This is a genomic window from Pseudonocardia sp. Ae505_Ps2 (assembly GCF_001932425.1).
GTDB lineage: Bacteria > Actinomycetota > Actinomycetes > Mycobacteriales > Pseudonocardiaceae > Pseudonocardia.
Window position 1 is genome coordinate 3828438 of record NZ_MCIP01000001.1, and the last position, 25353, is coordinate 3853790.

Sequence of the window (25353 nt, forward strand, 5' to 3'; positions counted from 1 at the left end):
ACGACCGGGTAGCGGACAGGTGCCGCTGCCGACCGACGGAGTTCGCCGATGCTGGTGCTGGTCCTGATCCTCGTGGTCATCGCGCTGGTGCTGCTGCTCGCAGGATGGTTCCTGCACGTGGTGGCACTGGCGTGGACATCGGTGGTCATCAGTCTGATCGCGGGCCTGGTGCTCGCCTACGACTGGTGGCAGACCCGTGCCGCGGTGAAGGCCGGTGACCGGGCGGAGGCCGATGCCTCCGGTCGTGGCACCGGTGCCACCGCGGTGCCGGACCAGGCCGACCGGGCCTCGACGGAAGCGGGCCACGGCGCCGACATGGAGTCCGCGACGCAGGTCCTGCCGGTCGTCCGGCCGGACGGTGGCGCGGCCTCGGGTACGCCCGAGGCGGCCCACAATGCGACCGACGAGACCATCCAGATGCCGGTCGTCCGGCCGTCCGGCTCTGCGGAGGGACCGTCCGGCGCATCTCGTTCGGGTGGACTTTCGTCACGCACGGTGACCGATTCGGGGGCCGAGGCCGCGGTCGACCCGAGCGGGGTGGGCTCACACGCGGGTGCCCCGGCGGGCGCGGACGCGTCGGCGGGACCGGACGGGGAGGACGGTGCGGGTCGTGGCGGCGACCCGGCGCGGTCCGGACCCGCCGATCCCGGCACCGCGGAACCGCCCGCCGAGGCAGCGCGGGCGACCGACTCGCGTCCGACCGGATCCGGCGCCGCCGGCACGACGTCGGCCGTGACGGCGGCAGCCGCAGGCGCGGTCGCCGCCGGCACCGCCGCCGCGGCCGGACGTGACACCACGTCGGGTGCCGACCCGGCGGCGCGCTCCGGTGCCCGTGACGGCGCCGACGACCCGGGCTTCGGCTCGGGTACCGGCCCGAGTGGCACCGGTCCGAGCAGCAACGGCCCGGGCAGCAACGGCCCGGGCGCCCCGGCCGCGGCCGGCCCCGACCGCCCGGGCACCACGGACGGCCCGTCCGACGCGACCACCGCGACCCGTGCCCCGGGAGCGGCGGATGCGACGACCGCGAACGCTGTGCCGGGAGCGGCCACCGCGAACGGTGCTCCCGGAGCGGCGGACCCGACCACGGCGGACCGTGCCACGGCAGCGGCGGCCACGGGAGCGGCGGACGCGACCACCGCGACCCGCACCCCCGCAGCGGCCGACGCCACCACGGCGGCCCGCGCCACGGGCGCTCCCGGTGGCCCGGGCGGGGGCACCGACCGTGCCTCCGGCGGACCGGCCGGTGCGAACACCCCGTCCGGTGCGGGCCTTTCCGATTCCGCCGTGCCCGCGGGTGCCGAGGGCACGGGATCGGTCGCGCCGGTCGACGACCCCCGCGGCGGGGCTCCCGCGGGCGCGGCCGCCGGAGCCGGCGCGGACACCGGCGGCGGTCCGGCCGACGTGGGTGGGACCGACGGGGCCGCCGGCGCGGACGGCGACTCCCCGGAGGAGCCGCACGAGCCCACCCTCGCCGCACTCGCCGCGCGCCTGCCCGACGAGGTGCTCGTGATCGACGAGCACCCCCGCTACCACGTGCAGACCTGCCGGGCCCTCACCGGACGCCCGGTGATCCCGCTGCCCGTCAGCGAGGCCGTCGAGCTCGGGTTCACCCCGTGCGGCTGGTGCGCGCCGAACCGGACCCTCGGCGAGCGGCACCCCGCCCAGGCCCGCTGACCAGCGGCGGGGCGCGCCCCGCGGAATAACGGGGTGCGCATCCGCGCTACCCTGGTTCCACAGGCACCGATCCGGCCATCACCGGGGAGCCTCCGGAAGAAACGGCCACGTGATCCACCGGCCGGAGTAGAACCGGACGGGTGCGGCCCGTCATCGCCGTCGAACGAGAGGCTCGTGCACCCGTGCACGGGCAAACGGGGTGGTACCGCGGCCCGGCTCGCCAGAGCCGTCGTCGTCCCCGTGCGAAGCGAGAGCACGCACGAGGAGCGACACACGTGAGCGGCTATCCCGACGTCCCGGCGCACCCGTCGTTCCCGACGCTCGAGCAGGACGTGCTCGCGTCGTGGGACACCGACGAGACGTTCCGCGCCTCGGTCGACCAGCGGCCCGCCGGCGAGAACGGTGCGGACGAGTACGTCTTCTACGACGGCCCGCCCTTCGCCAACGGCCTGCCCCACTACGGCCACCTGCTGACCGGCTACGTCAAGGACGTCGTCCCGCGGTACCGCACCCTGCGCGGCCACCGGGTCGAGCGTCGTTTCGGGTGGGACACCCACGGTCTTCCCGCCGAGGTCGAGACCGAGAACCAGCTCGGCATCAAGCACAAGTCCGAGATCGACGAGATGGGCGTCGCCGCGTTCAACGAGGCGTGCCGCACCTCCGTGCTGCGCTACACCGGCGAGTGGCGCGACTACGTGACCCGCCAGGCCCGCTGGGTCGACTTCGACAACGACTACAAGACCCTCGACCTGGACTACATGGAGTCCGTCATGTGGGCCTTCAAGTCGTTGTGGGACAAGGGCCTGGTCTACTCCGGCTTCCGGGTGCTCTGGTACTGCTGGCGTTGCGAGACGCCGCTGAGCGCCACCGAGACCAAGATGGACGACGTCTACACCGACCGGCAGGATCCGGCCGTCACCGTCGGGCTGCGCCTGTCGACGCCGGGCCGTCCGGAGACCGACGGCGTCCTCGCCCTGGTCTGGACGACCACCCCGTGGACCCTGCCGTCCAACCTCGCGATGGCCGTGCACCCCGACGTCGACTACGTGGTGGTGGAGGCGAACTCCGAGCGCTGGCTGCTCGCGGAGGCCCGGGTCGCCGCGTACGCCCGCGAGCTGGGGGAGGAGCCGCCGGTCCTGGCGCGGGTGAAGGGCTCCGACCTGCTCGGCGCGAGCTACACCCCGCCGTTCGACTTCTTCACCGGCCGCGAGAACGCCCACCGGGTGCTGGCCGCGGACTACGTCACCACCGACGACGGCACCGGGCTGGTCCACATCGCCCCCGCCTTCGGTGAGGAGGACAAGGAGGTCACCGACGCGGCCGGCATCGAGGTCGTCAACCCGGTCGACTCCCGCGGCGAGTTCACCACCGAGGTCCCCCCCTACGCCGGCATCCAGGTCTTCGACGCGAACCCGCAGGTCATCCGCGACCTCAAGGACGGCAACGCACACGCCCAGGGCGTCCTGCTGCGCCACGAGACCTACGACCACCCCTACCCGCACTGCTGGCGCTGCGGCAACGCGCTCATCCAGCGCGCCGTCGACTCCTGGTTCGTGCGTGTCACGCAGTTCCGGGACCGCATGGTCGAGCTCAACCAGCAGATCGACTGGACCCCGGCGCACGTGCGCGACGGGCAGTTCGGCAAGTGGCTGGAGGGTGCCCGCGACTGGGGCATCTCCCGCAACCGCTACTGGGGCAGCCCGATCCCGGTGTGGCAGTCCGACGACCCGCGCTACCCGCGCACCGACGTCTACGGCTCGCTGGAGGAGATCGAGCGCGACTTCGGCGTGCGCCCGACCGACCTGCACCGGCCGTACGTCGACCAGCTGACCCGGCCCAACCCCGACGACCCCACCGGCAACTCGACCATGCGCCGGGTGCCGGAGGTCCTCGACTGCTGGTTCGAGTCCGGCTCGATGCCGTTCGCGCAGGTCCACTACCCGTTCGAGAACCGCGACTGGTTCGAGGACCACTACCCGGGCGACTTCATCGTCGAGTACAACGGCCAGACCCGTGGCTGGTTCTACACGCTGCACGTGCTGGCCACCGCCCTGTTCGACCGGCCCGCGTTCCGCAACTGCGTCGCGCACGGCATCGTCCTGGGCGACGACGGCGCGAAGATGTCCAAGTCGCGCAAGAACTACCCCGACGTCAACGAGGTGTTCGACCGCGACGGCAGCGACGCCATGCGGTGGTTCCTCATGTCGAGCCCGGTCCTGCGCGGCGGCAACCTCGTCGTCACCGAGCAGGGGATCCGCGAGGGCGTCCGCCAGGCGATCCTGCCGCTGTGGAACACCTGGTACTTCCTGTCGCTCTACGCCGGCGACGAGCGCGGCACGTTCCGCACCGACTCACCCCACGTGCTCGACCGGTACGTGCTGGCCAAGACCGCCGACCTCGTCGACGGCGTCACCGCGGCCATGGACGCCTACGACATCGCCGGGGCCTGCGACCGGATCCGCGACCACGCCGAGACCCTCACCAACTGGTACGTCCGCCGGTCCCGTGAGCGGTTCTGGTCCTCCGACGATGCCGTGCGCCGCGACGCCGTCGACACCCTGCACACCGTGCTGGAGGTGACCTGCCGGGTCGCGGCGCCGTTGCTGCCGCTGACCGCCGAGGCGATCTGGCGTGGGCTCACCGGGGGGCGGTCGGTGCACCTGACCGACTGGCCCGGGGGCTCCGACCCGTCGGTCTCGCACCGCCGGGCCGGTGCCGGGCTGCCGCACGACGCCGACCTCGTCGCCGGGATGGACCGGATCCGGCAGGTCGCGAGCGCGGCGCTGTCGCTGCGCAAGTCGGCGAAGGTCCGGGTGCGCCAGCCGCTGCCCGCGCTCACCGTCGCGGCGACCGACGCCAAGGCGCTGGAGGACTTCACCGGGCTGCTCGCCGACGAGGTCAACGTCCGCTCGGTCGAGCTGACCGAGGACGTCGCCACCCACGGTCGGTTCGAGGTCGCCGTCAACGCCCGGGTCGCCGGCCCGCGCCTGGGCAAGGACGTCCAGACCTGCATCCGCGCGGTCAAGGCGGGGGAGTGGACCCAGGAGGGCGACACCGTCGTCGCCGCCGGCATCACGCTGCAGCCGGGCGAGTTCACCGAGAAGCTCGTCGCCGCCGACCCGGAGCGCACCCAGGCCCTGCCCGGGAACGCGGGGCTCGTCGTCCTCGACACCACGGTGACGCCGGAGCTGGCGGCGGAGGGCACCGCCCGCGACGTCGTGCGCGTCGTGCAGCAGGCCCGCCGCGACGCCGGCCTCGACGTGTCCGACCGGATCGCGCTGACCCTCGACGGGCCCGACGCGGTGCTCGACGCCGTCCGGACCCACGAGGCGTTCGTCGCCGGTGAGGTGCTGGCGACCTCGGTCGCCTACGGCCCCACCGGGGCCGGCGCGTCGAGCGGGCAGGTCGTCGGTCCCGACGGCGCGTCGGTCACGCTGTCGGCCGCGGTCGCCCGCGCCTGACCGGCCCGGCGCCGACCACCGCTCACCGGCGGGGCGTCCCCGCGGGACGGACGCGGTGGTCGGCGCCGGGATCCCGGGCGCCCCGGGCGTCGCCGGGATCTCCGGAACCACCGGTCCGGGGTGCCGGCCCCACCGGGCCCTATCCTCACCCCCATGGGTGACGCGGCGGAACGGTGGCGAGAACGCCAGACCGCCCGCGGGATCCCCGACCACGTCCTCCGCCGGGCCCCCGCCGACCCGTGGACCCACGACCCCGCCGACTTCACCCCGCCCGCCCGACCTGCCGACACGCCGTCGCACCGGGCCGCACGGGCGATCGCCGAGCGCGCCGCCGCGTGGACCTGCGCCGGGGCGAGCGTGCTCGACGTCGGCTGCGGCGGCGGGGACGCCGCGTTCGGCGCGGCGTGGCCGGAGCCGTCGCCGGTGGCCCGGGTGGTCGGCGTCGACCGGCAGGCCGACATGCTCGCGGTGTTCGCCGAGGCCGCCCGCGCCCGGGGACTGCCGCACGCCACCGTGCACGGCAGCTGGCCCGAGGCGGCCGGGGCCGCCGGGCGGCACGACGTCGTCGTCTGCCACCACGTGCTGCACAACGTCGTCGACCTGCCCCCGTTCCTCGCCGCGCTGACCGGTGCCGTCCGCACCCGGGGCGGGATCGGCGGTGTCGTGGTCGAGATGCTGACCGAGCACCCGCTGGCCTGGCTGGACCCGCTGTGGGAGCGCTTCCACGACGTGGTCCGGCCGCCGTCGGCCACCCATGACGACGCCGTCGCGGTGCTGCGCGAGCAGCAGGGCGTCGACCCGGAGGTCCTGACCTGGACCCGCACGGCACGCCTGCCGCACGACGCCGCCTGGGTCACCCGCAGGCTCTGCCTGCCCGCCGACCGTGTCGAGGAGGTCGCCGCCGCGCTGGTGGACCTCCCGCCGCGACGCACCGACGCCGTCACGCTGACCTGGTCGCCCTGAGCAGGGGGCCCCGGTGAGCCTGGAACTGCTGCTCGGCATCTCCGCGGGGGTGCTGCTGCTCGGCGTGCTCGCGGTGCGGGTGTCGGTGCGGCTCGGCCTGCCGTCGCTGCTGCTCTACCTGGGCATCGGGGTGCTGCTCGGCGAGTCCGTGCTCGGTATCCGGTTCGACGACACCGGCCTCACCGAGTCCCTCGGCCTCACCGCGCTCGTGCTGATCCTCACCGAGGGCGGGCTCACCACCCGCTGGTCGGCGGTGCGGCCCGCGCTCGGGCTCGGGCTGCTGCTGTCGACGCTGTCGGTGCTGGTGTCGATCGCCGTCACGGGCGGGCTGCTGCACCTGCTGCTCGACCTGGAATGGCGCACCGCGCTGCTGTGGGGCGCGGTGCTGTCCTCCACCGACGCCGCCGCGGTGTTCTCCGTGCTGCGCGGCGTCGCCGTCCCGCAACGCCTGGCCGGGACCCTGGAGCTCGAGTCCGGCATGAACGACGCGCCGGTGGTGATCGCCGTCGTCGTCCTGGCCGGGACCGAGGCCATCAGCTGGACGACGCCGCTGCTGATCGTCTACGAGCTCGTCGGCGGCGCCGTCATCGGTGTGCTGCTCGGGCTGGGCGCGGCCTGGGGACTGCGCCGCGCCGCGCTGCCCTCGACCGGCCTGTACCCGCTCGCGGCGATCGCGTCCTGCCTGCTCGCCTTCGCCGCCGGGCAGGGGGTGCACGCCTCCGGGCTGCTCGCCACCTACTGCGCCGCGCTGGTGCTGGGCAACTCCCGGCTCCCGCACCGCGGCGGCGTCGTCTCCTTCGCCGAGGGCACCGGCTGGATCGCCCAGATCGGGCTGTTCGTGCTGCTCGGCCTGTACGCGGTGCCCGCGCGGCTGCCCGCCGCCGTGGTGCCCGCGCTGATCTGCGCCGCCGTCGTCCTGCTCGCCGCGCGGCCGCTGTCGGTGGCCGCCGCCGCCCTGCCGTTCCGGGTGCCCTGGCGGGAGCAGGCGTTCCTGTCCTGGGCGGGGCTGCGTGGTGCCGTGCCGATCGTGCTCGCCCTCATCGCGGTCACCGAGGGCGGCGGGCAGAACCAACGGCTGGTCGACGTCGTGTTCGTGCTGGTCGTGCTGCTCACCCTGGTCCAGGGCACCACTCTGCCCTGGGTGGCGCGGCTGCTCGGGGTGGTCTCGCGCACCGACACCCGCGGCGTCGAGGTCGACGCCGCCCCGCTCGACGAGGTCGACGCCGAGCTCCTGCAGGTCAAGGTGCCCCCCGGTTCCCGGCTGCACGGCGTCTACCTGCGCGAGCTGCGGCTGCCCCGCGGAGCCACGGTCAGCCTGGTCGTGCGGGACGCCGAGGCGTTCTCCCCGGGCACCGACACCCGGCTGCGCGAGGGCGACCAGTTCCTCGTCGTCAGCACCCGGGACAACCGGGAGGACACCGAGAAGCGGATCCGCGACGTCGACCGCGGCGGCAAGCTGGTCCGCTGGCACGAGGGCGGGGGCCGGCCGGGCGAGCGGGCCGGTTGACCGGCCGGTCGGAGGTGTCGGGGCGACCCGCATAATCACGGGTGTGAGTGCCGACCCCCCACCCCCCACCGTGCCGATCGACCCCGCCGTACGACGGCGCGGTGTGGCGCTGTTGGCGGGCATCGCCGCGGTGTGGCTGGCGCTCGACCTCGTCACCAAGATCGCCGCCGTCGCCGCGCTGGAGGGGGAACGGCCGGTCACCGTGATCGACGGGTTCTTCTACCTCACGCTGCTGCGCAACCCGGGCGCCGCCTGGTCCATGGCCACCGGCTACACCTGGGTGCTGACGATCGTCGCCGTGGTCGTCGTCGGCGTGATCATCCGGATCGCGCGGCGGCTCGCCTCGACCGGGTGGGCCATCGGTCTCGGCCTGGTCCTCGGCGGCGCGCTCGGCAACCTGGTCGACCGGTTCTTCCGCGCACCCGGACCGATGCGCGGGCACGTCGTGGACATGCTGGCCTTCTTCTCCCCGGACGGGAGCGTCTTCCCCGTGTTCAACCTCGCCGACACCGGCATCGTGTGCGGCGGGATCCTGCTGGTGCTGATGGCCGTGCGGGGCATCGAGATCGACGGGAGTCGCGACCGTGGGTGAGGTACGGAGCATGCCGGTGCCCGACGGGTTGGACGGCATGCGCATCGACGCCGGGCTGTCCCGGCTGCTGGGGCTGTCGCGGACCGTCGTCGCCACCCTGGCCGAGTCGGGCCGGATCTCGGTCGACGGTCGTGAGGCCGGCAAGTCCGACCGGCTGCCGGGTGGGTCCTGGCTGGAGGTCGAGCTGCCCGACGCGCCCGCGCCCGCGGTCATCGAGGGCCCGGCCGAGGTCGTCGCGGGCCTGACGGTGCTGCACTCCGACGACGACATCGTCGTCGTCGACAAGCCGGTCGGGGTCGCCGCGCACCCCTCCCCGGGCTGGACCGGGCCGACCGTCACCGGCGGGCTCGCCGCGCTCGGGTTCCGGCTGTCCACCTCCGGCGCCGCCGAGCGGCAGGGCATCGTGCACCGGCTCGACGTCGGCACCACCGGGGTGATGGTCGTCGCCACCTCCGAGCACGCCTACACCGAGCTCAAGCGGGCCTTCAAGGAACGCACCGTCGACAAGCGCTACCACGCCGTCGTGCAGGGGCACCCGGACCCCTCGTCGGGCACGATCGACGCCCCGATCGACCGGCACCCGCGCCACGACTACCGGTTCGCGGTGATGCAGAGCGGCAAGCCCAGCGTCACCCACTACGACACCATCGAGGCGTTCCGCTCGGCCAGCCTGCTCGACGTGCACCTGGAGACCGGCCGCACCCACCAGATCCGGGTGCACTTCTCCGCGCTGCGCCACCCCTGCGTCGGCGACATCACCTACGGCGCCGACCCGACGCTGGCCAAGCGGGTCGGGCTGTCCCGGCAGTGGCTGCACGCCCGCACACTCGGGTTCGCCCACCCCGCCGACGGCCGGCACGTCGAGTTCACCAGCCCCTACCCGGCCGACCTCGACGCGGCGCTGGACGTCCTGCGGGACTGACGCGTGACCGGTCTGAGCACCCGGGCGCTGGGGTGGATCGCCGCGGCGATGGCGGTGGTGTTCCTCGGTGCCGTCTGGGCGGCCGGGTCCGGGCCGTCGGCCGGGCCCCCGGCGGCGACCGGGTCGGTGCGGCTGGGCCCCGACCCCGGCCAGGACGTCGCCGGCTACCTCGCCGGGCTGCCCGCGACCCTGCCCCCGCCCGGACCCGCGGTGCCCGCGCTCGTCCAGTTCGCCCGGCCGCTGACGGTCGACGCCGCGGCCGCGGTGCCCGCCGGGGTCGGCCCGGTCGGGACCGCGGTGTTCCGGGTGCCGATCGACCGGGTGCAGACCGCGCTGCGGTTCGAGCCGGTCACCGGCACCGGGGACGCCGCCGGCGCGCTCGGCGTCGCCCGCGAGCGGGCCGCGTACGGCGCCGGTGCCGACGCCGACCGGGCCGCCCACGACGGCGGGGGAGCGGGCACCCCGGAGGCCCGCGCCGCGCTCGCCCGGCGGGCCGCGGTGGCCGCCGCCGAGGGCCGCGCCCTCGGCGACCCGGGCTGCGCCTGCGTGGTCGCGCTGGTCGTGACCGCGGACCGGGCCGGGCTCGAGGCGCTCGCCGCGCGCCAGGGGGTGCGCGCCGTGCAGGCCGCACCGCCCGGGACCACCGCACCGGAGCTGGCGCTGTCGCCGCTGCTGCCCGAGCAGACCACCAGCGCGAGCCCACCCCCCGACGACGGCCCCGTCCCCTGAGCAGTCCTCCCGGTCCACCCACCGCCGCGAGCCGCCGGTGACGACGGTGGCCCGGCGCCGCCGCGGCCACCGGCTGCCCGGTCATGATCGCCACGGCCGAGCCGATCGGTGCCGGATCCGGCACCCATCGCTGCATCGGTGGTGATCATGCGGTGCCCGGGCCCTGAGCCGCGGTCCCGCCCGCGATCTGCCCGGGCCCGGCTCGTCCGCCTCCCGCGCACGCACGTCCGGTCATGATCGCCACGGCCGAGCCGATCGGTGCCGAATCCGGCACCGATCACCTCACCGGTGGTGATCACGGCGCCGGCTCCCGGGGGGGGTGCCGCCGGCCGGGCAGGAGGGTGCCGCACCCCTGCGGAGCACGGGCAGGCGGCCCGGTCAGCCGAGCACGCCGCGCTCGCGCAGCACCCGGACGGCCCGGGCGGCGCCCTCCCAGTGATGGGCGTCCCAGCCGTGCGCGACGGCGGCGCGGACGTTGTCGACCCGGTCGTCGAAGAACACCACCTGCTCCGGCGCGGTCCCGAACTCGACGTCGGCGCGTCGGTAGATGTCCTGCGACGGCTTCGCGGTCCCGACGTCGGCGGAGAACAGCAGCCGGTCGAACGGGCTGCTCCAGGCCGCCGCACGCACCGCGGCCGCGAGCCCGCGCGGGGCGTTCGACAGCACCGCCAGGCGCACCCGGGCCCGGGCGAGGTCGGCGATCAGCAGCGACGACGACGGCGGCAGCGTCGACCAGAAGGTCACGTCGACCCGTTCGGCGGCGTCGAGCCGGGTCCGCTCGGGCGCCAGGCCCAGCTCGGTGCAGACGGCGGTCCAGTAGCGGTCCGGCGGCTCGCCCAGGTCGTGCCGGGCCCGGTGGCGCCAGTACGCCTCGCGCAGGGCCGGCTCGGACACCCCGAGCACCGCGGCCAGGCGGCGTTCGAGCCCCGCGGAGGGGACGAGCACCTCACCGAGGTCGAACACGACCGTCCTCGGCATCGGCTGCAGTGTCGTCGGCGTCTGCGGCGGCTCGGGGGTGGCGGGCATCGTGGCCCGACCCTAACCCGCCACCGGGGGTCCGCGACACGCCGTCGTCCGGGGTGGACGGGGGGTGAGCTGGAGCGACACGCGGGGCCCGATCGTGCCCGCCCGCCGTCGCCGGAACCGTCGGACCCCACCGTTACGCTGAGGCCCTCACCGATCCGGTCGGTCCGGACCCGCAGGGTCCACCGGCTCCGGCGAGCGGGCCCCGCCAGGCCCGCACACCCGGCGCCGTCGTCCCTGCCCGGCCGTGCCGCCGGCCCGGTGCCGGGCACGTCCGCCCCGACGGGCGTGCGCACATCGTCAGGTCCGCGCCGTCCCAGCGGCGCGGGAGAGGAGCGCGGGACACACATGGGCAGTGCCGGATCCGGGAATCGCTCCTTCGTCCATCTGCACACGCACACCGAGTTCTCGATGCTCGACGGGGCCGCGCGGCTCGACGACCTGTTCTCCGAGGCCGCCAAGCACGAGATGCCGGCCATCGCGATGACCGACCACGGCAACGTGTACGGCGCCTTCGAGTTCTGGCGCAAGGCGAAGGCGCACGACGTCAAGCCGATCATCGGCATGGAGGGCTACCTCGCGCCCGGGTCGCGCCACGAGCGCAAGCGCACCGCGCTGGGGAACGGCAGCGAGAACAACCCCGACCTCATGTACACCCACATGACGCTGCTCGCGGAGAACACGGAGGGGATGCACAACCTCTTCCGGCTCTCCTCGCTGGCCAGCCTCGAGGGGTACTACTACAAGCCGCGTATGGACCGCGAGCTGCTCGAGAAGTACGGCAAGGGCCTGATCGCGACGACCGGCTGCCCGTCCGGCGAGGTCGCCCGCCTGCTCCAGCAGCACGACTTCGACGGCGCCTGCCAGGCCGCGAGCGACTACCGGGACATCTTCGGGAAGGACAACTTCTTCCTGGAGCTGATGGACCACGGCATCGAGATCGAGAAGCGGGTCCAGGAGGACCTGTTCCGGCTCAAGGACAAGCTCGACCTGCCCGGCCTCGCGACGAACGACCTGCACTACACCTACCCGGACGACACCAAGGCGCACGAGGTGCTCCTGTGCGTCCAGACCGGCAAGACCCTCGCGGACCCGAACCGGTTCAAGTTCGACGCGCAGGACTTCTACCTCAAGTCCGCCGCCGAGATGCGCGCCCTCTGGGACCCGATCCACCCCGAGGCCTGTGACAACACGCTGCTCGTCGCCGAGCGCTGCAACATCGACTTCACCACCGGCCAGGACCTCCAGCCCAAGGCGCCCGTCCCCGAGGGAGAGACCGAGGAGTCCTGGCTGATCAAGGAGGTCGAGCGGGGGCTGCACATGCGGTTCCCCGACGGCGTCACCGAGAAGTACCGGCGGCAGGCCAACTACGAGGTCGGCGTCATCATCAAGATGGGCTACCCCGGCTACTTCCTGGTGACCGCGGACCTCATCCAGCACGCCAAGTCGGTCGGCATCCGCTGCGGCCCCGGCCGTGGCTCGGCGGCGGGCTCGCTGGTCGCCTACGTCCTCGGCATCACCGACCTCGACCCGATCCGGCACAAGCTGATCTTCGAGCGGTTCCTCAACCCGGACCGTGTGTCGATGCCCGACATCGACATGGACTTCGACGAGCGCCGCCGCGGCGAGATGATCCGCTACGTCACCGAGAAGTACGGCGAGGACCGGATCGCGCAGATCATCACCTACTCCACGATCAAGGCGAAGGCCGCGATCAAGGACTCGGCGCGGGTGCTCTACGGCCAGCCCGGCTACTCCGTCGCGGACCGGATCTCCAAGGCGATGCCGCCCGCGGTGATGGGCAAGGACATCCCGCTGTCGGGCATCTTCGACCCGTCGCACAAGCGCTACTCCGAGGCGACCGAGGTCCGCGCCCTCTACGAGGCGGACCCGCAGGTCAAGGAGATCATCGACACCGCGCGGGGCCTGGAGGGGCTGAAGCGGCAGTGGGGTGTGCACGCCGCGGGCGTGATCATGTCCTCGACGCCGCTGATCGACGTCATCCCGATCCAGCGCCGCGAGTCCGACGGCGCGATCATCACCCAGTTCGACATGGGTGTCTGCGAGACCATCGGTCTGCTGAAGATGGACTTCCTGGGGCTGCGCAACCTCACCATCCTCGACGACGCCCTGGAGAACATCGAGCTCAACGGCAAGCCCGCCGTCGACCTGGACAAGGTCGAGCTGGACGACCGCAAGACCTACGAGCTGCTCTCCCGCGGGGACACCCTGGGTGTGTTCCAGCTCGACGGTGGCCCGATGCGGGACCTGCTGCGGCGCATGGCGCCCAGCGAGTTCGAGCACATCTCCGCGGTCGGCGCGCTGTACCGCCCGGGCCCGATGGGTGCGAACGCGCACAACGACTACGCCGACCGCAAGAACGGCCGGCAGGAGATCACGCCCATCCACCCGGAGCTGGCCGAGCCGCTCAAGGACGTGCTGGGTGAGACCTTCGGTCTGATCGTCTACCAGGAACAGGTCATGTCCATCGCGCAGGTGCTGGCGGGCTACACACTCGGCCAGGCGGACCTGCTCCGCCGCGCGATGGGCAAGAAGAAGAAGGAGATCCTGGACAAGGAGTACGCTGGCTTCGCCCAGGGCATGAAGGACAACGGCTACTCCGACGCCGCGATCAAGACGCTCTGGGACATCCTGCTCCCGTTCTCCGACTACGCCTTCAACCGCGCCCACTCCGCCGCCTACGGCGTGGTGTCCTACTGGACGGCCTACCTCAAGGCGAACTACCCGGCCGAGTACATGGCCGGCGTGCTCACCTCGGTGCGCGACGACAAGGACAAGGCCGCCGTCTACCTGGCCGAGTGCCGCCGGATGGGCATCACGGTCCTCCCGCCCGACGTCAACGACTCGGTGCGCAACTTCGCCCCGGTCGGCGACGACATCCGCTTCGGCCTCGGCGGCATCCGCAACGTCGGGCACAACGTCGTCGACGCGATCGTCGCCGCACGACGGGAGAAGGGGAACTTCGTCGACTTCTCCGACTTCCTGCGCAAGGTCGACGCGGTCGTCTGCAACAAGAAGGTCGTCGAGTCGCTGATCAAGGCGGGAGCCTTCGACTCGCTCGGGCACTCCCGCAAGGGCCTGCTGCTCGTGCACGCCGACGCCATCGACGCGGTGATGAGCACCAAGAAGGCCGCCTCGATGGGCCAGTTCGACCTGTTCGGGTCCCTGGACGGCCCCGGCGAGGGCGATGACGGCGGCCTCGGTGGCATCTTCGACGTGAAGGTGCCCGACGAGGAGTGGGACTCCAAGCACAAGCTCGCCGTCGAGCGGGAGATGCTCGGCCTCTACGTGTCCGGGCACCCGCTGCAGGGGCTCGAGCAGGCGCTCGCCGCGAAGTCCGACACCTCGATCGCCGACATCGTCGAGGGCTCGGTCGCCGAGGGCGCGCAGGTCACCGTCGGCGGCATCCTCGCCAACGTCAACCGCCGGGTGAACAAGAACGGCGAGCCCTGGGCCTCGGCGCAGATCGAGGACCTCGCCGGTGGCATCGAGGTGCTGTTCTTCCCGCGGGCCTACCAGGTGGTCGGCGTCGACGTCGCCGAGGACGCGATCGTGCTGGTCAAGGCGCGGGTCAACAAGCGCGACGACCGCGTGTCGCTGATCGCGAACGACCTCGCGGTGCCCGAGCTCGCCACCGGTGAGGCCGGACTGCCGATCAAGGTCAGTCTGCGCACCGACCAGTGCACCCCCGAGCGCGTCGCGAAGCTCAAGGAGGTGCTGACCCACCACCCCGGCACCTCCGAGGTGCACCTGACCCTGGTCTACGGCAGCAAGATGACCGCCCTGCGGCTGGACGACTCGCTCAAGGTCACGCACACCTCGGCCCTGATGGGGGACCTGAAGGCCCTGCTCGGCCCCGGCTGCCTCGGCGGCTGACCAGCCACACCTCTCAGCCGGCGTCCACACCCGTTGCAACGGGTGTGGGTACCGGGGACGGGGTGTGGATGCGGCACCGACCGGCCGCCGGCCCGGTCCGGTGGGGCGGGGCTCAGGCCCGGCGGGCCAGGTCGGCCCAGGCGGCGCGGGCGGGGGCGTCCCAGCGCTCGTGCAGGGTGGTGAACAGCTCCGTGGCACGGGACCCGGCCCAGTGCTCGGGCAGCAGCTCGGCGGGCAGCTCGGGGTCGAGGAACGGGAAGCGACGCCAGGCGTGGACCAGGCGGACCTGGCGGGCGAGGACGCCGTCACCGTCGTCGCCGCCGCCGACGCCACCGCCGGCGTCGGCGGCGGCGGCGGTGGACGCGGCGGTGTGACCGGACGCGGCTGCGCCGGCGCGAGCGGGACCGGATGCAGCGGGACCGGATGCGGCGTGGCCGGTTGTGGAGCGGCCGGATGCGGCGGGCCCGGGCTCGGAGCGGCCGGATGCGCCGGGCCTGAGGTGCGGGCCGAACTCGTCGAGGAACTCGGAGTAGGCCCGCTCCACGACGTCGAGGTCCCAGGCCTGGGCGACGATGTCGTCGGCGCGGCCGATGCCGCCGTAGTGCCCGACGAAGGAGTACCCGGACCCGGTGAGATCGAGTTCGTCGAGCACCGCCGCGACCCGGGCCTCCTTGCCGGGGTCGGGGCTGACCCACACCCCGGGGGCGGGGGAGCCCAGCCCGGCCCAGGCGAGCCGGGTGCGCAGCCGGTGCCGCAGGCGTCGCCGCGACTCCGGGACCGAGGCGAGCAGCACCAGCCAGCGACCGTCCCAGCCGGTCGTCGGGCGGCCGAATCCGTAGATGCGGGCGGCGCCGTCGGACAGCAGCTCCGACCCGGCGGGGGTGAGCGACCAGCGGACCCGGCGGCCGTCGCGGTCGGAGGTGAGCAGGCCCTCGCCCGCGGTGCGGGCCAGTGCCTGGCGGGCCGACTTGGCCTCCACGCCGAGCGCGCCCAGCACGTCGAGCAGGGCCCGGGTCCATACCGGCTCGCCGGCCGGGAGGACGAACTCGCCCAGCACGGTGAGCAGCAGAGATCGGGCGGAGGTCTGCCCGAGCTCGCGACGGCGCAGGGCCGACCCGTCGGGCCCCTCCGGCTCGTACACGGAGTCGGGCGTGGCCATGGTCGGGCCAGCGTAGAGGGTCGGCACTAGCGTGGCCGTTCGTGACCACCGCAGGCCCCGGGCGTGTCCCGGACCCGACCCTCCCCGGATCCGCGTCCGACACGGCGGCGCTGCTCGCCACCGACCGGGACCACGTCTGGCACCCCTACGCGCCGATGCCGGCCACCCGGGCGCCGATCGTCGTGGAGTCGGCGCAGGGAGTGCGGCTGACGCTGCCCGACGGCCGTGAGCTCGTCGACGGGATGTCGTCGTGGTGGTCGGCGATCCACGGCTACCGCCACCCGCGGCTCGACGCGGCGGTGCGCGACCAGCTCGGCCGGATGAGCCACGTGATGTTCGGCGGCCTGACCCACGGCCCGGCGGTCGACCTGGCCCGGCTGCTCGTGGACGTCGGCCCGGAGGGGCTGGAGCACGTGTTCCTCGCCGACTCCGGCTCGGTGTCGGTCGAGGTCGCCATCAAGATGTGCCTGCAGTACTGGCGGTCCCGCGGCCGCCCCGGCAAGCACCGGCTGATGACCTGGCGGCGCGGTTACCACGGCGACACCTTCGGCGCGATGAGCGTCTGCGACCCCGACGGCGGCATGCACTCGCTCTGGTCCGACGTGCTCCCGCAGCAGGTGTTCGCCGACGCCCCGCCGGAGGACTTCTCCCACGACTACGTCGCCCACCTCGCCGAGCTCGTCGAGACCCACGCCGACGAGCTGGCCGCGGTCGTCGTCGAGCCGGTGGTGCAGGGTGCCGGGGGGATGCGCTTCCACGACCCCCGCTACCTGCACGTGCTGCGCGAGCTGTGCCACGCCCACGACGTGCTGCTCGTGTTCGACGAGATCGCCACCGGCTTCGGCCGCACCGGTGAGCTGTTCGCCGCCGACCACGCGTCCGTCGCCCCGGACGTCATGTGCGTCGGCGAGGCGCTCACCGGCGGCTACCTGACGATGGCGGCGACCCTGTGCACCACCCGGGTCGCCCGCGGCATCACCGACGGCGAGGCCGGCGTGCTCATGCACGGGCCGACGTTCATGGGCAACCCGCTCGCCGCCGCCGTCGCCCACGCCTCGGTGTCGCTGCTGCTCGAACGGGACTGGCGGCGCGAGGTGAGCGACATCGCCGCCGGGCTGCGCGCCGGGCTGGCCCCCGTCCGGTCGCTGCCGGGGGTGCGGGAGGTCCGGGTCCTGGGCGCGATCGGCGTCGTCGAGCTGGACGAGGAGGTCGACGTCGCGGCCGCGACCGCCGCCGCGGTGCTCGCCGGGGTCTGGCTGCGGCCCTTCCGGAACCTCGTCTACGCGATGCCGCCGTTCGTCAGCACCCGCGACGACATCGCGCTGATCACCGCCGGGATGCGGGCCGCAGCGCTTGCGGGGCAGCGGGATCCCCACGGCGACGGGCACCGCGACCAGCGCTGAGCGCCTGATCGGACCACCGATCCGGTGGATCTTTCCGTGTTCCACATCACGTTACACAGAGATGTACGGCGCTGACCGGGCGTTTCGTCGCAGACGTCCGAAACGATGAGAAGCGCTCTCATCAGGATCCGATTCCCTGGTCGGGGTGAAACGGTGTCGGCCGATCGCATTCGTCCGGTCGGCCGCACCCGCTCCGCCGGTCGCGCACCGCACGACCCGCCCCAGCCGACCGCACCGTTGCGGTCCGGCACCCCCCACGGACCGATACGGAGGATCCGGTGCCCGCGCACAGTCACTCCAGCACCACCCGCCCCACTGGCAACACCAGCAACACCGAGCACGGCATGCAGGACCACGAGCACGCCCCGGCCGAGTCCGGCCGTGGCGAGCACTCGCCGCCCGGCGGCTCCTGGTTCGGGCGCACGTTCCCGCACGCCCGGGCGGACCTGTCCGCCTCGATCGTCGTGTTCCTCGTGGCGGTGCCCCTCTCGCTGGGCATCGCCGTCGCCTCCGGCGCCCCGATCCTGGCCGGCCTCATCGCCGCCGTCGTCGGTGCCGTCGTCGCCGGTCTGCTCGGCGGCTCGAAGCTCCAGGTCTCCGGCCCCGCCGCGGGTCTGACCGTGATCGTCGCCGAGCTGGTCAACACCTTCGGCTGGCAGGTCACCACCCTCATCACCGCGGGCGCCGGTGTCCTGCAGATCGTGTTCGGGCTGACCCGGCTGTCCCGGTTCGCCCAGGCCATCCCGCCGGCCGTCGTGCACGGCATGCTCGCGGGCATCGGCGCCACCATCGCCCTCGGCCAGCTGAACGTCGTGCTCGGTGGCCAGGCGCAGACCGGCGGTGTCAACTCGATCACCGCGCTGCCCGGCGCGATCGCGAACCTGTCCTGGCCCGCGCTGCTCCTCGGCGGCATCGTCATCGCGATCATGCTGACCTGGAACCGGCTGCCCGCGAAGCTGACCGTCGTCCCGGCCGCGCTGGTCGCGATCGTCACGGCCACCGTCGTCTCCCTCGCGTTCACCGACGTCGTCCGGGTGCAGCTGGGGGGCTCGCTCCTGGACGCGCTGTCGCTGCCCACGCTGCCGGAGTCGAACTGGGGCGGCGTGCTGTTCGGCATGCTGACGATCGCGCTGATCGCGAGCGTCGAGTCGTTGCTGTCCGCCGTCGCGGTGGAGCGCATGAAGCCCGGCACGAGCACCGACACCGACCGGGAGCTGCTCGGCCAGGGTGCAGCCAACACCGTGTCCGGCATGATCGGCGGCCTGCCCATCACCGGTGTGATCGTCCGGTCCGCCGCGAACGTCAAGGCCGGTGCCGAGACCCGCGCGTCGGCGGTGCTGCACGGTGTCTGGATCGCGCTGTTCGCGATCGTGCTGATCGGCGTCATCGAGCTCATCCCGATGGCCGCACTGGCCGGTCTGCTGGTCATGATGGGTGTCGGGCTGATCAAGCCGTCCGAGATCCGCACCGCACGTCAGCACGGCGAGCTGGCCATCTACGCCGCCACCCTGCTCGGCGTCGTGTTCCTGAACCTGCTCGAGGGCGTCCTGATCGGGCTGGTCCTGGCCGGGCTGATGCTGCTCTGGCGTGCCGTCCGGTCCCGCCCGCACCTGGAGCAGGCCGACGACGGCAGCTGCGAGCTCGTCGTCGAGGGCTCGCTGAGCTTCCTGGCCGTGCCGCGGCTGTCCCGCGAGCTGAACGCCGTCCCGCGCGGCTGCGACGTCACCGTCCGGCTGGTCACCGACTACCTCGACCACGCCGCCTACGACCACCTGCTCGCCTGGAAGGCGCGGCACGAGGGCACCGGCGCCACCGTGACCGTGATCGAGCCCGAGCAGGCCCGTCGCGCCACCGCGCCTGGCGCCGGGTTCCTGACCTGGGGCGAGTGGCAGGGCATGCGGACCGAGGGGCACGCGTCGGGGACGCTGATGGCCGGCGTCGCCGCCTACCACGACAACACCTCCGAGGCGATCCGCCCGACCATGACCGGGCTCGCCGACGGGCAGTCCCCATCCGCGATGATGATCACCTGCGCGGACTCCCGGGTGCTGCCGCACGTCATCACCCACAGCGGCCCGGGTGACGTGTTCACCGTGCAGAACGTCGGCAACCTCGTCGTCGGTCCCGGCACCGCGGCCGCTGTCGAGTTCGCCACCGGCACCCTCGACGTCCCGATCGTCGCGGTCTGCGGCCACTCCGGCTGCGGCGCGATGCAGGGACTGCTCGCCGGCGGCGCGAGCGGGGACTCCGCGCTCGGCCAATGGCTGCGCGAGGCACGGCCAGTGCTGCGGGCCTACGAGACCGGCCACCCGGTCGCCGTCGCCGCCGCGGAGGACGGCTTCGGCGAGGCCGACCAGCTGGCGATGGTGAACGTCGCGATGCAGCTGGAGATGCTGCGGGCGCAGGACTCCGGCGCCGAGGTGCTGGGCCTGTTCTACGACATCCGCAGCGCCCGTGTGCTCGTCCTCGACGAGGCGGCGGGCCGGTTCGTCGAGCCCCGCGCCGACATCGGGACCGACGGCTCGGACCTCGACCGGATCGCCGCCGGACACGGGCACGGGGCCACCGCCGCGGCCCGCCGGCTGCTGAAGGTCTGAGACCGCGCACCCGGGAACAATCCGCACCCACGACGTCGTTGAGGACCGTATGGCCACCGTGGAACTGACCACCGACAACTTCGACGACGTCGTGGGCGCGCCCGGGACGACCGTGCTCATCGACTTCTGGGCGTCCTGGTGCGGGCCGTGCACCCAGTTCGCCCCCGTGTACGACGCCGCCTCCGAGAAGCACCAGGACGTGACCTTCGGCAAGGTCGACACCGAGGCCCAGCAGGCGCTGGCCGGGGCGTTCGGGATCTCCTCGATCCCGACCGTGATGGCCGTCCGCGACGGTGTGGTGCTCTACTCCGAGCCGGGCGCGCTGCCCGCCGAGGCCCTCGAGGACCTCATCGGCCAGGTGAAGGCGGTCGACATGGACGAGGTCCGTGCCGCCGTCGCCGAGCAGGAGAAGCAGCAGGGCGAGGCGCCGCAGGCCTGACCGGCGACGCCCGACCCCGGAGCCCCGCACACCTAGCGGTGGGCGGGGCTCCGCTCTGCCTAGGGTGTGGACGTGACCGGCCACCTCCCGACGACGCCAGGATCCGGCCCGCTGGCCTGGCTCGACCAGCACGCCCGCGCCCGTACCGAGGCCGGTCTGCGCCGCAGGCTGTCCCCGCGACCGGCCGACCCCGCGAGCGGGCCGTGGCTCGACCTCGCCGGCAACGACTACCTCGGGCTGTCCACCGATCCGCGTGTCCTCGACGGGGCCGCGGCCGCCTTGCGCACCTGGGGCGCGGGCGCCACCGGATCGCGCCTGGTCACCGGCTCGACCGCGCTGCACGCCGAGCTGGAGACCGAGCTCGCCGCGTTCTGCGGGTTCGCCGACGCGCTGGTGTTCTCCTCGGGGTACACCGCCAACCTCGGCGTCGTCACCGCCCTCACCGGGCCCGGCTCCCTGATCGTCTCCGACGCCGCGGCACACGCCTCGCTGGTCGACGCGTGCCGGCTCTCCCGGGCCCGGGTGGTCGTCGTGCCGCACGGCGACGTCGACGCGGTCGACGCCGCGCTGGCGGCCCGCACCGAGACCCGCGCGCTCGTCGTCACCGACTCCGTCGGGTCCGCCGACGGCGACCTCGCCCCGCTCACGGCGCTGCACCGGGTCTGCCGGGCCCGCGGCGCGGTGCTGCTCGCAGACGAGGCGCACGCCCTCGGCGTGCGCGGTCCCGGCGGGCGCGGGCTGCTCGCCGAGACCGGGCTCGCCGGGGCCGACGACGTCGTCGCCACCGTCACGCTGTCCAAGGCGCTCGGCAGCCAGGGCGGCGCGGTCCTCGGCCCGGCCGCGGTCACCGCCCATCTGGTGGACTCCGCGCGCAGCTTCATCTTCGACACCGGTCTCGCCCCGGCCGCGGCCGGCGCGGCGCTCGCCGCGCTGCGGGTGCTCGCCGCCGAGCCCGGCCGGCCGGCCGAGGTGCTGCACGTCGCCGGGGTGCTGGCCGGGGCCTGCGACGCCCCGGTGCCGGTGTCCGCGGTCGTCCCGGTCGTGCTGGGCGAGCCCGGCCCCGCCGTCGAGGCCGCCGCGGCCTGTCTGCGCCGCGGGCTGCGGGTGGGGTGCTTCCGCCCGCCGTCGGTCCCGCCGGGCACCTCCCGGTTGCGCCTGACCGCCCGCGCCGGACTCACCGACGCCGAGCTGTCCTTCGCGGCCGGGGTACTCACCGAGGTGCTGGCCGCGGCGCGGACGGGGGTCCCGGCATGACCGGGCGCCACCTGGTCGTCACCGGGACCGGCACCGAGGTCGGCAAGACCGTCGCCACCGCCGCGCTGGCCGCGGTCGCGGTCGCGGCGGGGGAGCGGGTGGCGGTGCTCAAGCCCGCCCAGACCGGGGTCGGACCGGACGAGCCGGGGGACGCCGCCGTCGTCGCGCGGCTGGTGCCGCAGGCGCACACCGCCGAGCTCGCCCGCTATCCCGAGCCGCTCGCACCCGGGACCGCCGCACGGCGGGCCGGGCTCGCCCCGGTCACCCCCGTCGCGGCCGCCGACGCCGCCCGCGACCTGGCCCGCACCCACGACCTGGTGCTCGTCGAGGGCGCGGGCGGGCTGCTCGTGCACCTCGACGACGACGGCGGCACCGTCGCCGACGTCGCCCGCCTGCTCGACGCGCCGGTGGTCGTCGTCGCCGCGGCCGGGCTCGGCACGCTCAACCACACCGCGCTGACCGTCGAGGCAGTGCGGGCGCGTGACCTGGTCTGCGCCGGGGTCGTCGTCGGGGCCTGGCCGGACACGCCCGACCTCGCCGCCCGGTGCAACCTCGACGACCTGCCCGCGACCAGCGGGGTGCCGCTGCTCGGTGTGCTCCCGGCCGGGCTCGGCGGTGCCGCTCCCGAGTGGTTCCGCGACGTTGCGTGCCGCACATTCGGACCGCGCCCGGTCGGCCGCTGGCAGGATGCCTGATCATGACGACCGCCAGGACCGACGTTCTCACCGTCGCGCGCGACCAGGTCCTCGACCAGGGCCGCGGCCTCACCGTCAGCCAGGTGCGCGAGGTGCTCGACCTTCCCGACGACCGCCTCGACGACCTGCTGGAGCTGGCCCACGAGGTGCGGATGCGCTGGTGCGGGCCCGACGTCGAGGTCGAGGGGATCATCTCGCTCAAGACCGGCGGGTGCCCCGAGGACTGCCACTTCTGCTCGCAGTCGGGCCTGTTCGCCTCGCCGGTGCGCTCGGCCTGGCTGGACATCCCGATGCTCGTCGAGGCCGCCAAGCAGACCGCGAAGACCGGGGCCACCGAGTTCTGCATCGTCGCGGCCGTCCGTGGGCCCGACGAGCGGCTCATGTCCCAGGTCGCCGCCGGCATCGCGGCGATCCGGGACGAGGTCGACATCAACATCGCCTGCTCGCTGGGGATGCTCACGGCCGAGCAGGTCGACGAGCTCGCCGGCATGGGCGTGCACCGCTACAACCACAACCTGGAGACCGCCCGCAGCCACTTCCCCAACGTGGTCACCACCCACACCTGGGAGGAGCGCTGGGACACCCTGCGCATGGTCCGTGCGGCCGGCATGGAGGTGTGCTGCGGCGGGATCGTCGGGATGGGGGAGAGCCTGGACCAGCGCGCCGAGTTCGCCGGGCAGCTCGCCGAGCTGGAGCCCGACGAGGTGCCGCTGAACTTCCTCAACCCGCGCCCGGGCACCCCGTTCGGGGACCTGGAGCCGATGTCCGGGCCGGACGCGCTGCGCACCGTCGCCGCGTTCCGCCTGGCGCTGCCGCGCACGATCCTGCGCTTCGCCGGTGGCCGCGAGATCACCCTCGGCGACCTGGGCGCCCGCAAGGGCCTGCTCGGCGGGATCAACGCGGTGATCGTCGGGAACTACCTGACCACGCTGGGACGTCCGGCCGAGTCCGACATCGACCTGCTCGGCGAGCTGGAGATGCCGATCAAGGCCCTCAACGAGACGCTGTGACGGCGCCGGTGCAGGTCTCCACCCGGGAGGACGGGGGCCCGTACTGCGACCAGTGCGGGAACCCCGACGCGACGGCGGGCCACGACCGGTGCGCCGCGCGACGTGAGCTGGAGCCGCCGCGCTTCTGCCCGGACTGCGCGCGGCGGATGGTGGTCCAGGTCGACCCGGTGGGCTGGACCGCCCGGTGCAGCAGGCACGGCGAGCGGTCCAGCCGGTAGCGGGCCCGGTCCCGGTCAGGGCTTGATCAGGACCTTGAGGGCCTCGCGGTCGTTCATGGCGCGGTAGCCGTCGGGGACCTCGTCGAGGCCGACCGTGCGGTCGAAGACCTTGCCCGGCCGGACCGTGCCGTCCAGCACGTCGGGCAGCAGCTCCTCGATGTAGGCCCGCGCCGGTGCGACGCCGCCGTGCACGCCGACGTTGCGCATGAACGAGCCCACGCCCAGCGGGATGTCGGAGTACTGCGAGACGCCGACCCGGCCGACGAGCTTGCCGTCCTTGGTGACCTCGACGGCGGTGCGGACGGCCTCGACGTAGCCGACGCACTCCAACGCGGCGTCGACGCTGTCGCCGCCGGTGAGCTCGCGGACCTTCTCGATCGCCTCGTCGCCGCGCTCGGGGACGACGTCCGTGGCGCCGAACTCGCGGCCCAGGTCGGTCCGGGCGGTGTGCCGGCCGAGCAGGATGATGCGCTCGGCACCGAGCCGCTTCGCCGCGAGCACCGCGCAGAGCCCGACCGCTCCGTCGCCGACGACGGCCACGGTGTCCCCGCGCTGCACCCGCGCCGAGACGGCGGCGTGGTGGCCGGTGGGGAACACGTCGGACAGGGTCAGCATCGAGGCGAGCAGCGCGTCGTCCGGCTCGCCGGGCATCGGGACCAGGGTGCCGTCGGCGAACGGCACACGGACGGCCTCGCCCTGGCCGCCGTCGGTGCCGTCGGAGCCCCAGCCGCCGCCGTGCCGGCAGGAGGTCTGCAGGCCCGCGGCGCAGAAGTCACAGGTGTTGTCGGCCCACACGAACGGTGCGACGACGAGCTGGCCCTTCGTGCGGTTCCGGACGCCGGACCCGACCTCCTCGACCACACCGAGGAACTCGTGGCCGATGCGGTGGCCCTCGGTGGAGTCCTCCGCCGAGTTGTACGGCCACAGGTCGCTGCCGCAGATGCAGGAGCGCAGGACCCGCACGATCGCATCGGTGTCGTCACGGATGACCGGGTCCGGTATGTCGGACGAGATCCGGATGTCGTGCTTGCCGTGGATCAGAGTCGCCTTCATACCGATGGGTGCCCACATGCGGAACCGTTCATGCGCGCCCGGTCGCGGTGACGCGCCGCACATGCGGCAGGCTGGCCGGCATGGCGATCAACTGGGGCTCGGTCCTGCGCAAGGCCGCGGACGTGGCGGTGCAGTTCCTCAAGGACTCGCAGAAGGACGCGCAGAGGTCCGGTCGGACGGCACCGCGGGGTGCGCGGCCGGGCGGCGGTGCCCGGCCCGGTCCGCCGCCCACGGCCGGGCGGGTGCGGACCGCGCCGACCGGCGACCGTGCCCGGCAGATCGCCTACGCCCCCGAGCCCGACGGCGCCGCGGACCCCGGCGAGATCGTCTGGACCTGGGTGCCCTACGAGGAGGACGCGAGCCAGGGCAAGGACCGGCCGCTGCTCGTCGTCGGGCGCTCGGGTGGGGACCTGCTCGGGCTGATGCTGTCCAGCCAGGACAAGCGGGCCCACGACCCGGACTGGGTCGGGATCGGCTCCGGCGCCTGGGACCGCGAGGGGCGCGACTCCTACATCCGGCTGGACCGGGTGCTGGAGGTGGAGGAGCACGGGATCCGCCGGGAGGGCGCGGTGCTCGACCGGGCGCGGTTCGACCGGGTCGCCACCGAGCTGCGCTCGCGCTACGGCTGGCACTGAGAAACCTGCGCTGAGAAACCGGGGTGCGCCGCACCGGCGCGCCCGCTAGTCTCCTGCTCATCATGAGGCACTGACGACCCCACCGACCGCGGACGCGGCACACGCCCCCGCGGTCCTCCTCC

At 73.9% G+C, this 25353-nt stretch carries 19 protein-coding genes; 16 read left to right on the top strand and 3 right to left on the bottom strand.

Features of this window, described 5'->3' with window-relative positions:
• Window positions 1-48: 48 nt before the first annotated feature.
• The 7 genes from Ae505Ps2_RS18305 (at window position 49) to Ae505Ps2_RS31300 (ending at window position 9848) form a co-directional block, all read left to right on the top strand.
• The gene (locus Ae505Ps2_RS18305) at window positions 49-1674 is read left to right on the top strand and encodes a hypothetical protein (RefSeq protein WP_075553807.1); all 1626 of its coding nucleotides are present in this window, start codon (window positions 49-51) and stop codon (window positions 1672-1674) included.
• A gap of 275 nt (window positions 1675-1949) precedes the next feature.
• A complete protein-coding gene (gene ileS / locus Ae505Ps2_RS18310; protein ID WP_075305636.1) occupies window positions 1950-5135 on the top strand; it encodes an isoleucine--tRNA ligase in 3186 nt (1061 codons plus the stop codon).
• A 153-nt stretch (window positions 5136-5288) separates the two neighbouring features.
• Complete coding sequence (locus Ae505Ps2_RS18315; RefSeq protein WP_075553808.1) at window positions 5289-6098, top strand: class I SAM-dependent methyltransferase; 810 nt, start codon at window positions 5289-5291, stop codon at window positions 6096-6098.
• Window positions 6099-6111: 13 nt separating this feature from the next.
• Window positions 6112-7605, top strand: a complete 1494-nt coding sequence (locus tag Ae505Ps2_RS18320; RefSeq protein ID WP_075305638.1) for a potassium/proton antiporter — start codon at window positions 6112-6114, stop codon at window positions 7603-7605.
• Between the two features lie 43 nt (window positions 7606-7648).
• Window positions 7649-8197, top strand: coding sequence for a signal peptidase II (gene lspA, locus Ae505Ps2_RS18325; RefSeq protein ID WP_075305639.1), 549 nt, complete (start codon window positions 7649-7651; stop codon window positions 8195-8197).
• Between the two features lie 10 nt (window positions 8198-8207).
• Window positions 8208-9119: an RluA family pseudouridine synthase gene (locus Ae505Ps2_RS18330; RefSeq protein ID WP_060714737.1), complete on the top strand. Its 912-nt coding sequence runs from the start codon at window positions 8208-8210 to the stop codon at window positions 9117-9119.
• A 3-nt stretch (window positions 9120-9122) separates the two neighbouring features.
• Window positions 9123-9848 carry a hypothetical protein gene (locus Ae505Ps2_RS31300; protein ID WP_139318680.1) on the top strand — a complete coding sequence of 242 codons (726 nt, stop codon included), beginning with the start codon at window positions 9123-9125 and terminating at the stop codon, window positions 9846-9848.
• Between the two features lie 378 nt (window positions 9849-10226).
• Here Ae505Ps2_RS31300 and Ae505Ps2_RS18340 read toward each other — a convergent pair whose 3' ends face one another.
• Complete coding sequence (locus Ae505Ps2_RS18340) at window positions 10227-10874, bottom strand: HAD-IA family hydrolase (protein ID WP_083696088.1); 648 nt, start codon at window positions 10872-10874, stop codon at window positions 10227-10229.
• Window positions 10875-11219: 345 nt separating this feature from the next.
• Between Ae505Ps2_RS18340 and dnaE the strand changes: the two genes are divergently transcribed.
• On the top strand, window positions 11220-14768 hold the full coding sequence (dnaE, locus tag Ae505Ps2_RS18345; RefSeq protein ID WP_020623479.1) for a DNA polymerase III subunit alpha: 3549 nt from the start codon (window positions 11220-11222) through the stop codon (window positions 14766-14768).
• A 112-nt stretch (window positions 14769-14880) separates the two neighbouring features.
• On the opposite strand, the gene Ae505Ps2_RS33540 is transcribed toward dnaE, so the two are convergent.
• Complete coding sequence (locus Ae505Ps2_RS33540) at window positions 14881-15927, bottom strand: PaaX family transcriptional regulator C-terminal domain-containing protein (protein ID WP_249265297.1); 1047 nt, start codon at window positions 15925-15927, stop codon at window positions 14881-14883.
• 110 nt (window positions 15928-16037) lie between these two features.
• Between Ae505Ps2_RS33540 and Ae505Ps2_RS18360 the strand changes: the two genes are divergently transcribed.
• The 7 genes from Ae505Ps2_RS18360 (at window position 16038) to Ae505Ps2_RS18390 (ending at window position 23543) form a co-directional block, all read left to right on the top strand.
• Window positions 16038-17330 carry an adenosylmethionine--8-amino-7-oxononanoate transaminase gene (locus Ae505Ps2_RS18360; RefSeq protein WP_075554269.1) on the top strand — a complete coding sequence of 431 codons (1293 nt, stop codon included), beginning with the start codon at window positions 16038-16040 and terminating at the stop codon, window positions 17328-17330.
• 278 nt (window positions 17331-17608) lie between these two features.
• Window positions 17609-19927 carry a bifunctional SulP family inorganic anion transporter/carbonic anhydrase gene (locus Ae505Ps2_RS18365; RefSeq protein WP_075305640.1) on the top strand — a complete coding sequence of 773 codons (2319 nt, stop codon included), beginning with the start codon at window positions 17609-17611 and terminating at the stop codon, window positions 19925-19927.
• 49 nt (window positions 19928-19976) lie between these two features.
• Window positions 19977-20366: a thioredoxin domain-containing protein gene (locus Ae505Ps2_RS18370; protein ID WP_020623876.1), complete on the top strand. Its 390-nt coding sequence runs from the start codon at window positions 19977-19979 to the stop codon at window positions 20364-20366.
• Window positions 20367-20438: 72 nt separating this feature from the next.
• On the top strand, window positions 20439-21620 hold the full coding sequence (locus tag Ae505Ps2_RS18375) for an 8-amino-7-oxononanoate synthase (protein WP_075334210.1): 1182 nt from the start codon (window positions 20439-20441) through the stop codon (window positions 21618-21620).
• Window positions 21617-22315, top strand: a complete 699-nt coding sequence (gene bioD / locus Ae505Ps2_RS18380; protein WP_075305641.1) for a dethiobiotin synthase — start codon at window positions 21617-21619, stop codon at window positions 22313-22315. Before Ae505Ps2_RS18375 ends, bioD begins: the two co-directional genes overlap by 4 nt.
• A gap of 2 nt (window positions 22316-22317) precedes the next feature.
• A complete protein-coding gene (gene bioB / locus Ae505Ps2_RS18385; protein WP_020623921.1) occupies window positions 22318-23325 on the top strand; it encodes a biotin synthase BioB in 1008 nt (335 codons plus the stop codon).
• Window positions 23322-23543, top strand: coding sequence for a hypothetical protein (locus Ae505Ps2_RS18390; protein WP_020623920.1), 222 nt, complete (start codon window positions 23322-23324; stop codon window positions 23541-23543). Before bioB ends, Ae505Ps2_RS18390 begins: the two co-directional genes overlap by 4 nt.
• 15 nt (window positions 23544-23558) lie before the next feature.
• Here Ae505Ps2_RS18390 and Ae505Ps2_RS18395 read toward each other — a convergent pair whose 3' ends face one another.
• Window positions 23559-24596 (bottom strand): zinc-dependent alcohol dehydrogenase family protein, encoded by a 1038-nt coding sequence (locus Ae505Ps2_RS18395; RefSeq protein WP_075553809.1) that lies wholly within the window; start codon window positions 24594-24596, stop codon window positions 23559-23561.
• Between the two features lie 80 nt (window positions 24597-24676).
• On the opposite strand from Ae505Ps2_RS18395, the gene Ae505Ps2_RS18400 reads away from it, so the two are divergent.
• Entirely contained in the window at window positions 24677-25231 is a 555-nt protein-coding gene (locus tag Ae505Ps2_RS18400) for a type II toxin-antitoxin system PemK/MazF family toxin (protein ID WP_075305643.1), read from the top strand.
• Window positions 25232-25353: the final 122 nt, after the last annotated feature.

Excerpts from the sequence above, each read along its gene's own strand:
- bioB (WP_020623921.1), top strand. The coding sequence starts at position 22,318 with ATGACGACCGCCAGGACCGACGTTCTCACCGTCGCGCGCGACCAGGTC.
- Ae505Ps2_RS18400 (WP_075305643.1), top strand. The coding sequence starts at position 24,677 with ATGGCGATCAACTGGGGCTCGGTCCTGCGCAAGGCCGCGGACGTGGCG.
- Ae505Ps2_RS33540 (WP_249265297.1), bottom strand. The coding sequence starts at position 15,927 with ATGGCCACGCCCGACTCCGTGTACGAGCCGGAGGGGCCCGACGGGTCG.
- Ae505Ps2_RS18315 (WP_075553808.1), top strand. The coding sequence starts at position 5,289 with ATGGGTGACGCGGCGGAACGGTGGCGAGAACGCCAGACCGCCCGCGGG.
- Ae505Ps2_RS18340 (WP_083696088.1), bottom strand. The coding sequence starts at position 10,874 with ATGCCCGCCACCCCCGAGCCGCCGCAGACGCCGACGACACTGCAGCCG.
- Ae505Ps2_RS18395 (WP_075553809.1), bottom strand. The coding sequence starts at position 24,596 with ATGAAGGCGACTCTGATCCACGGCAAGCACGACATCCGGATCTCGTCC.
- Ae505Ps2_RS18370 (WP_020623876.1), top strand. The coding sequence starts at position 19,977 with ATGGCCACCGTGGAACTGACCACCGACAACTTCGACGACGTCGTGGGC.
- Ae505Ps2_RS18330 (WP_060714737.1), top strand. The coding sequence starts at position 8,208 with ATGCCGGTGCCCGACGGGTTGGACGGCATGCGCATCGACGCCGGGCTG.
- Ae505Ps2_RS18305 (WP_075553807.1), top strand. The coding sequence starts at position 49 with ATGCTGGTGCTGGTCCTGATCCTCGTGGTCATCGCGCTGGTGCTGCTG.
- bioD (WP_075305641.1), top strand. The coding sequence starts at position 21,617 with ATGACCGGGCGCCACCTGGTCGTCACCGGGACCGGCACCGAGGTCGGC.
- dnaE (WP_020623479.1), top strand. The coding sequence starts at position 11,220 with ATGGGCAGTGCCGGATCCGGGAATCGCTCCTTCGTCCATCTGCACACG.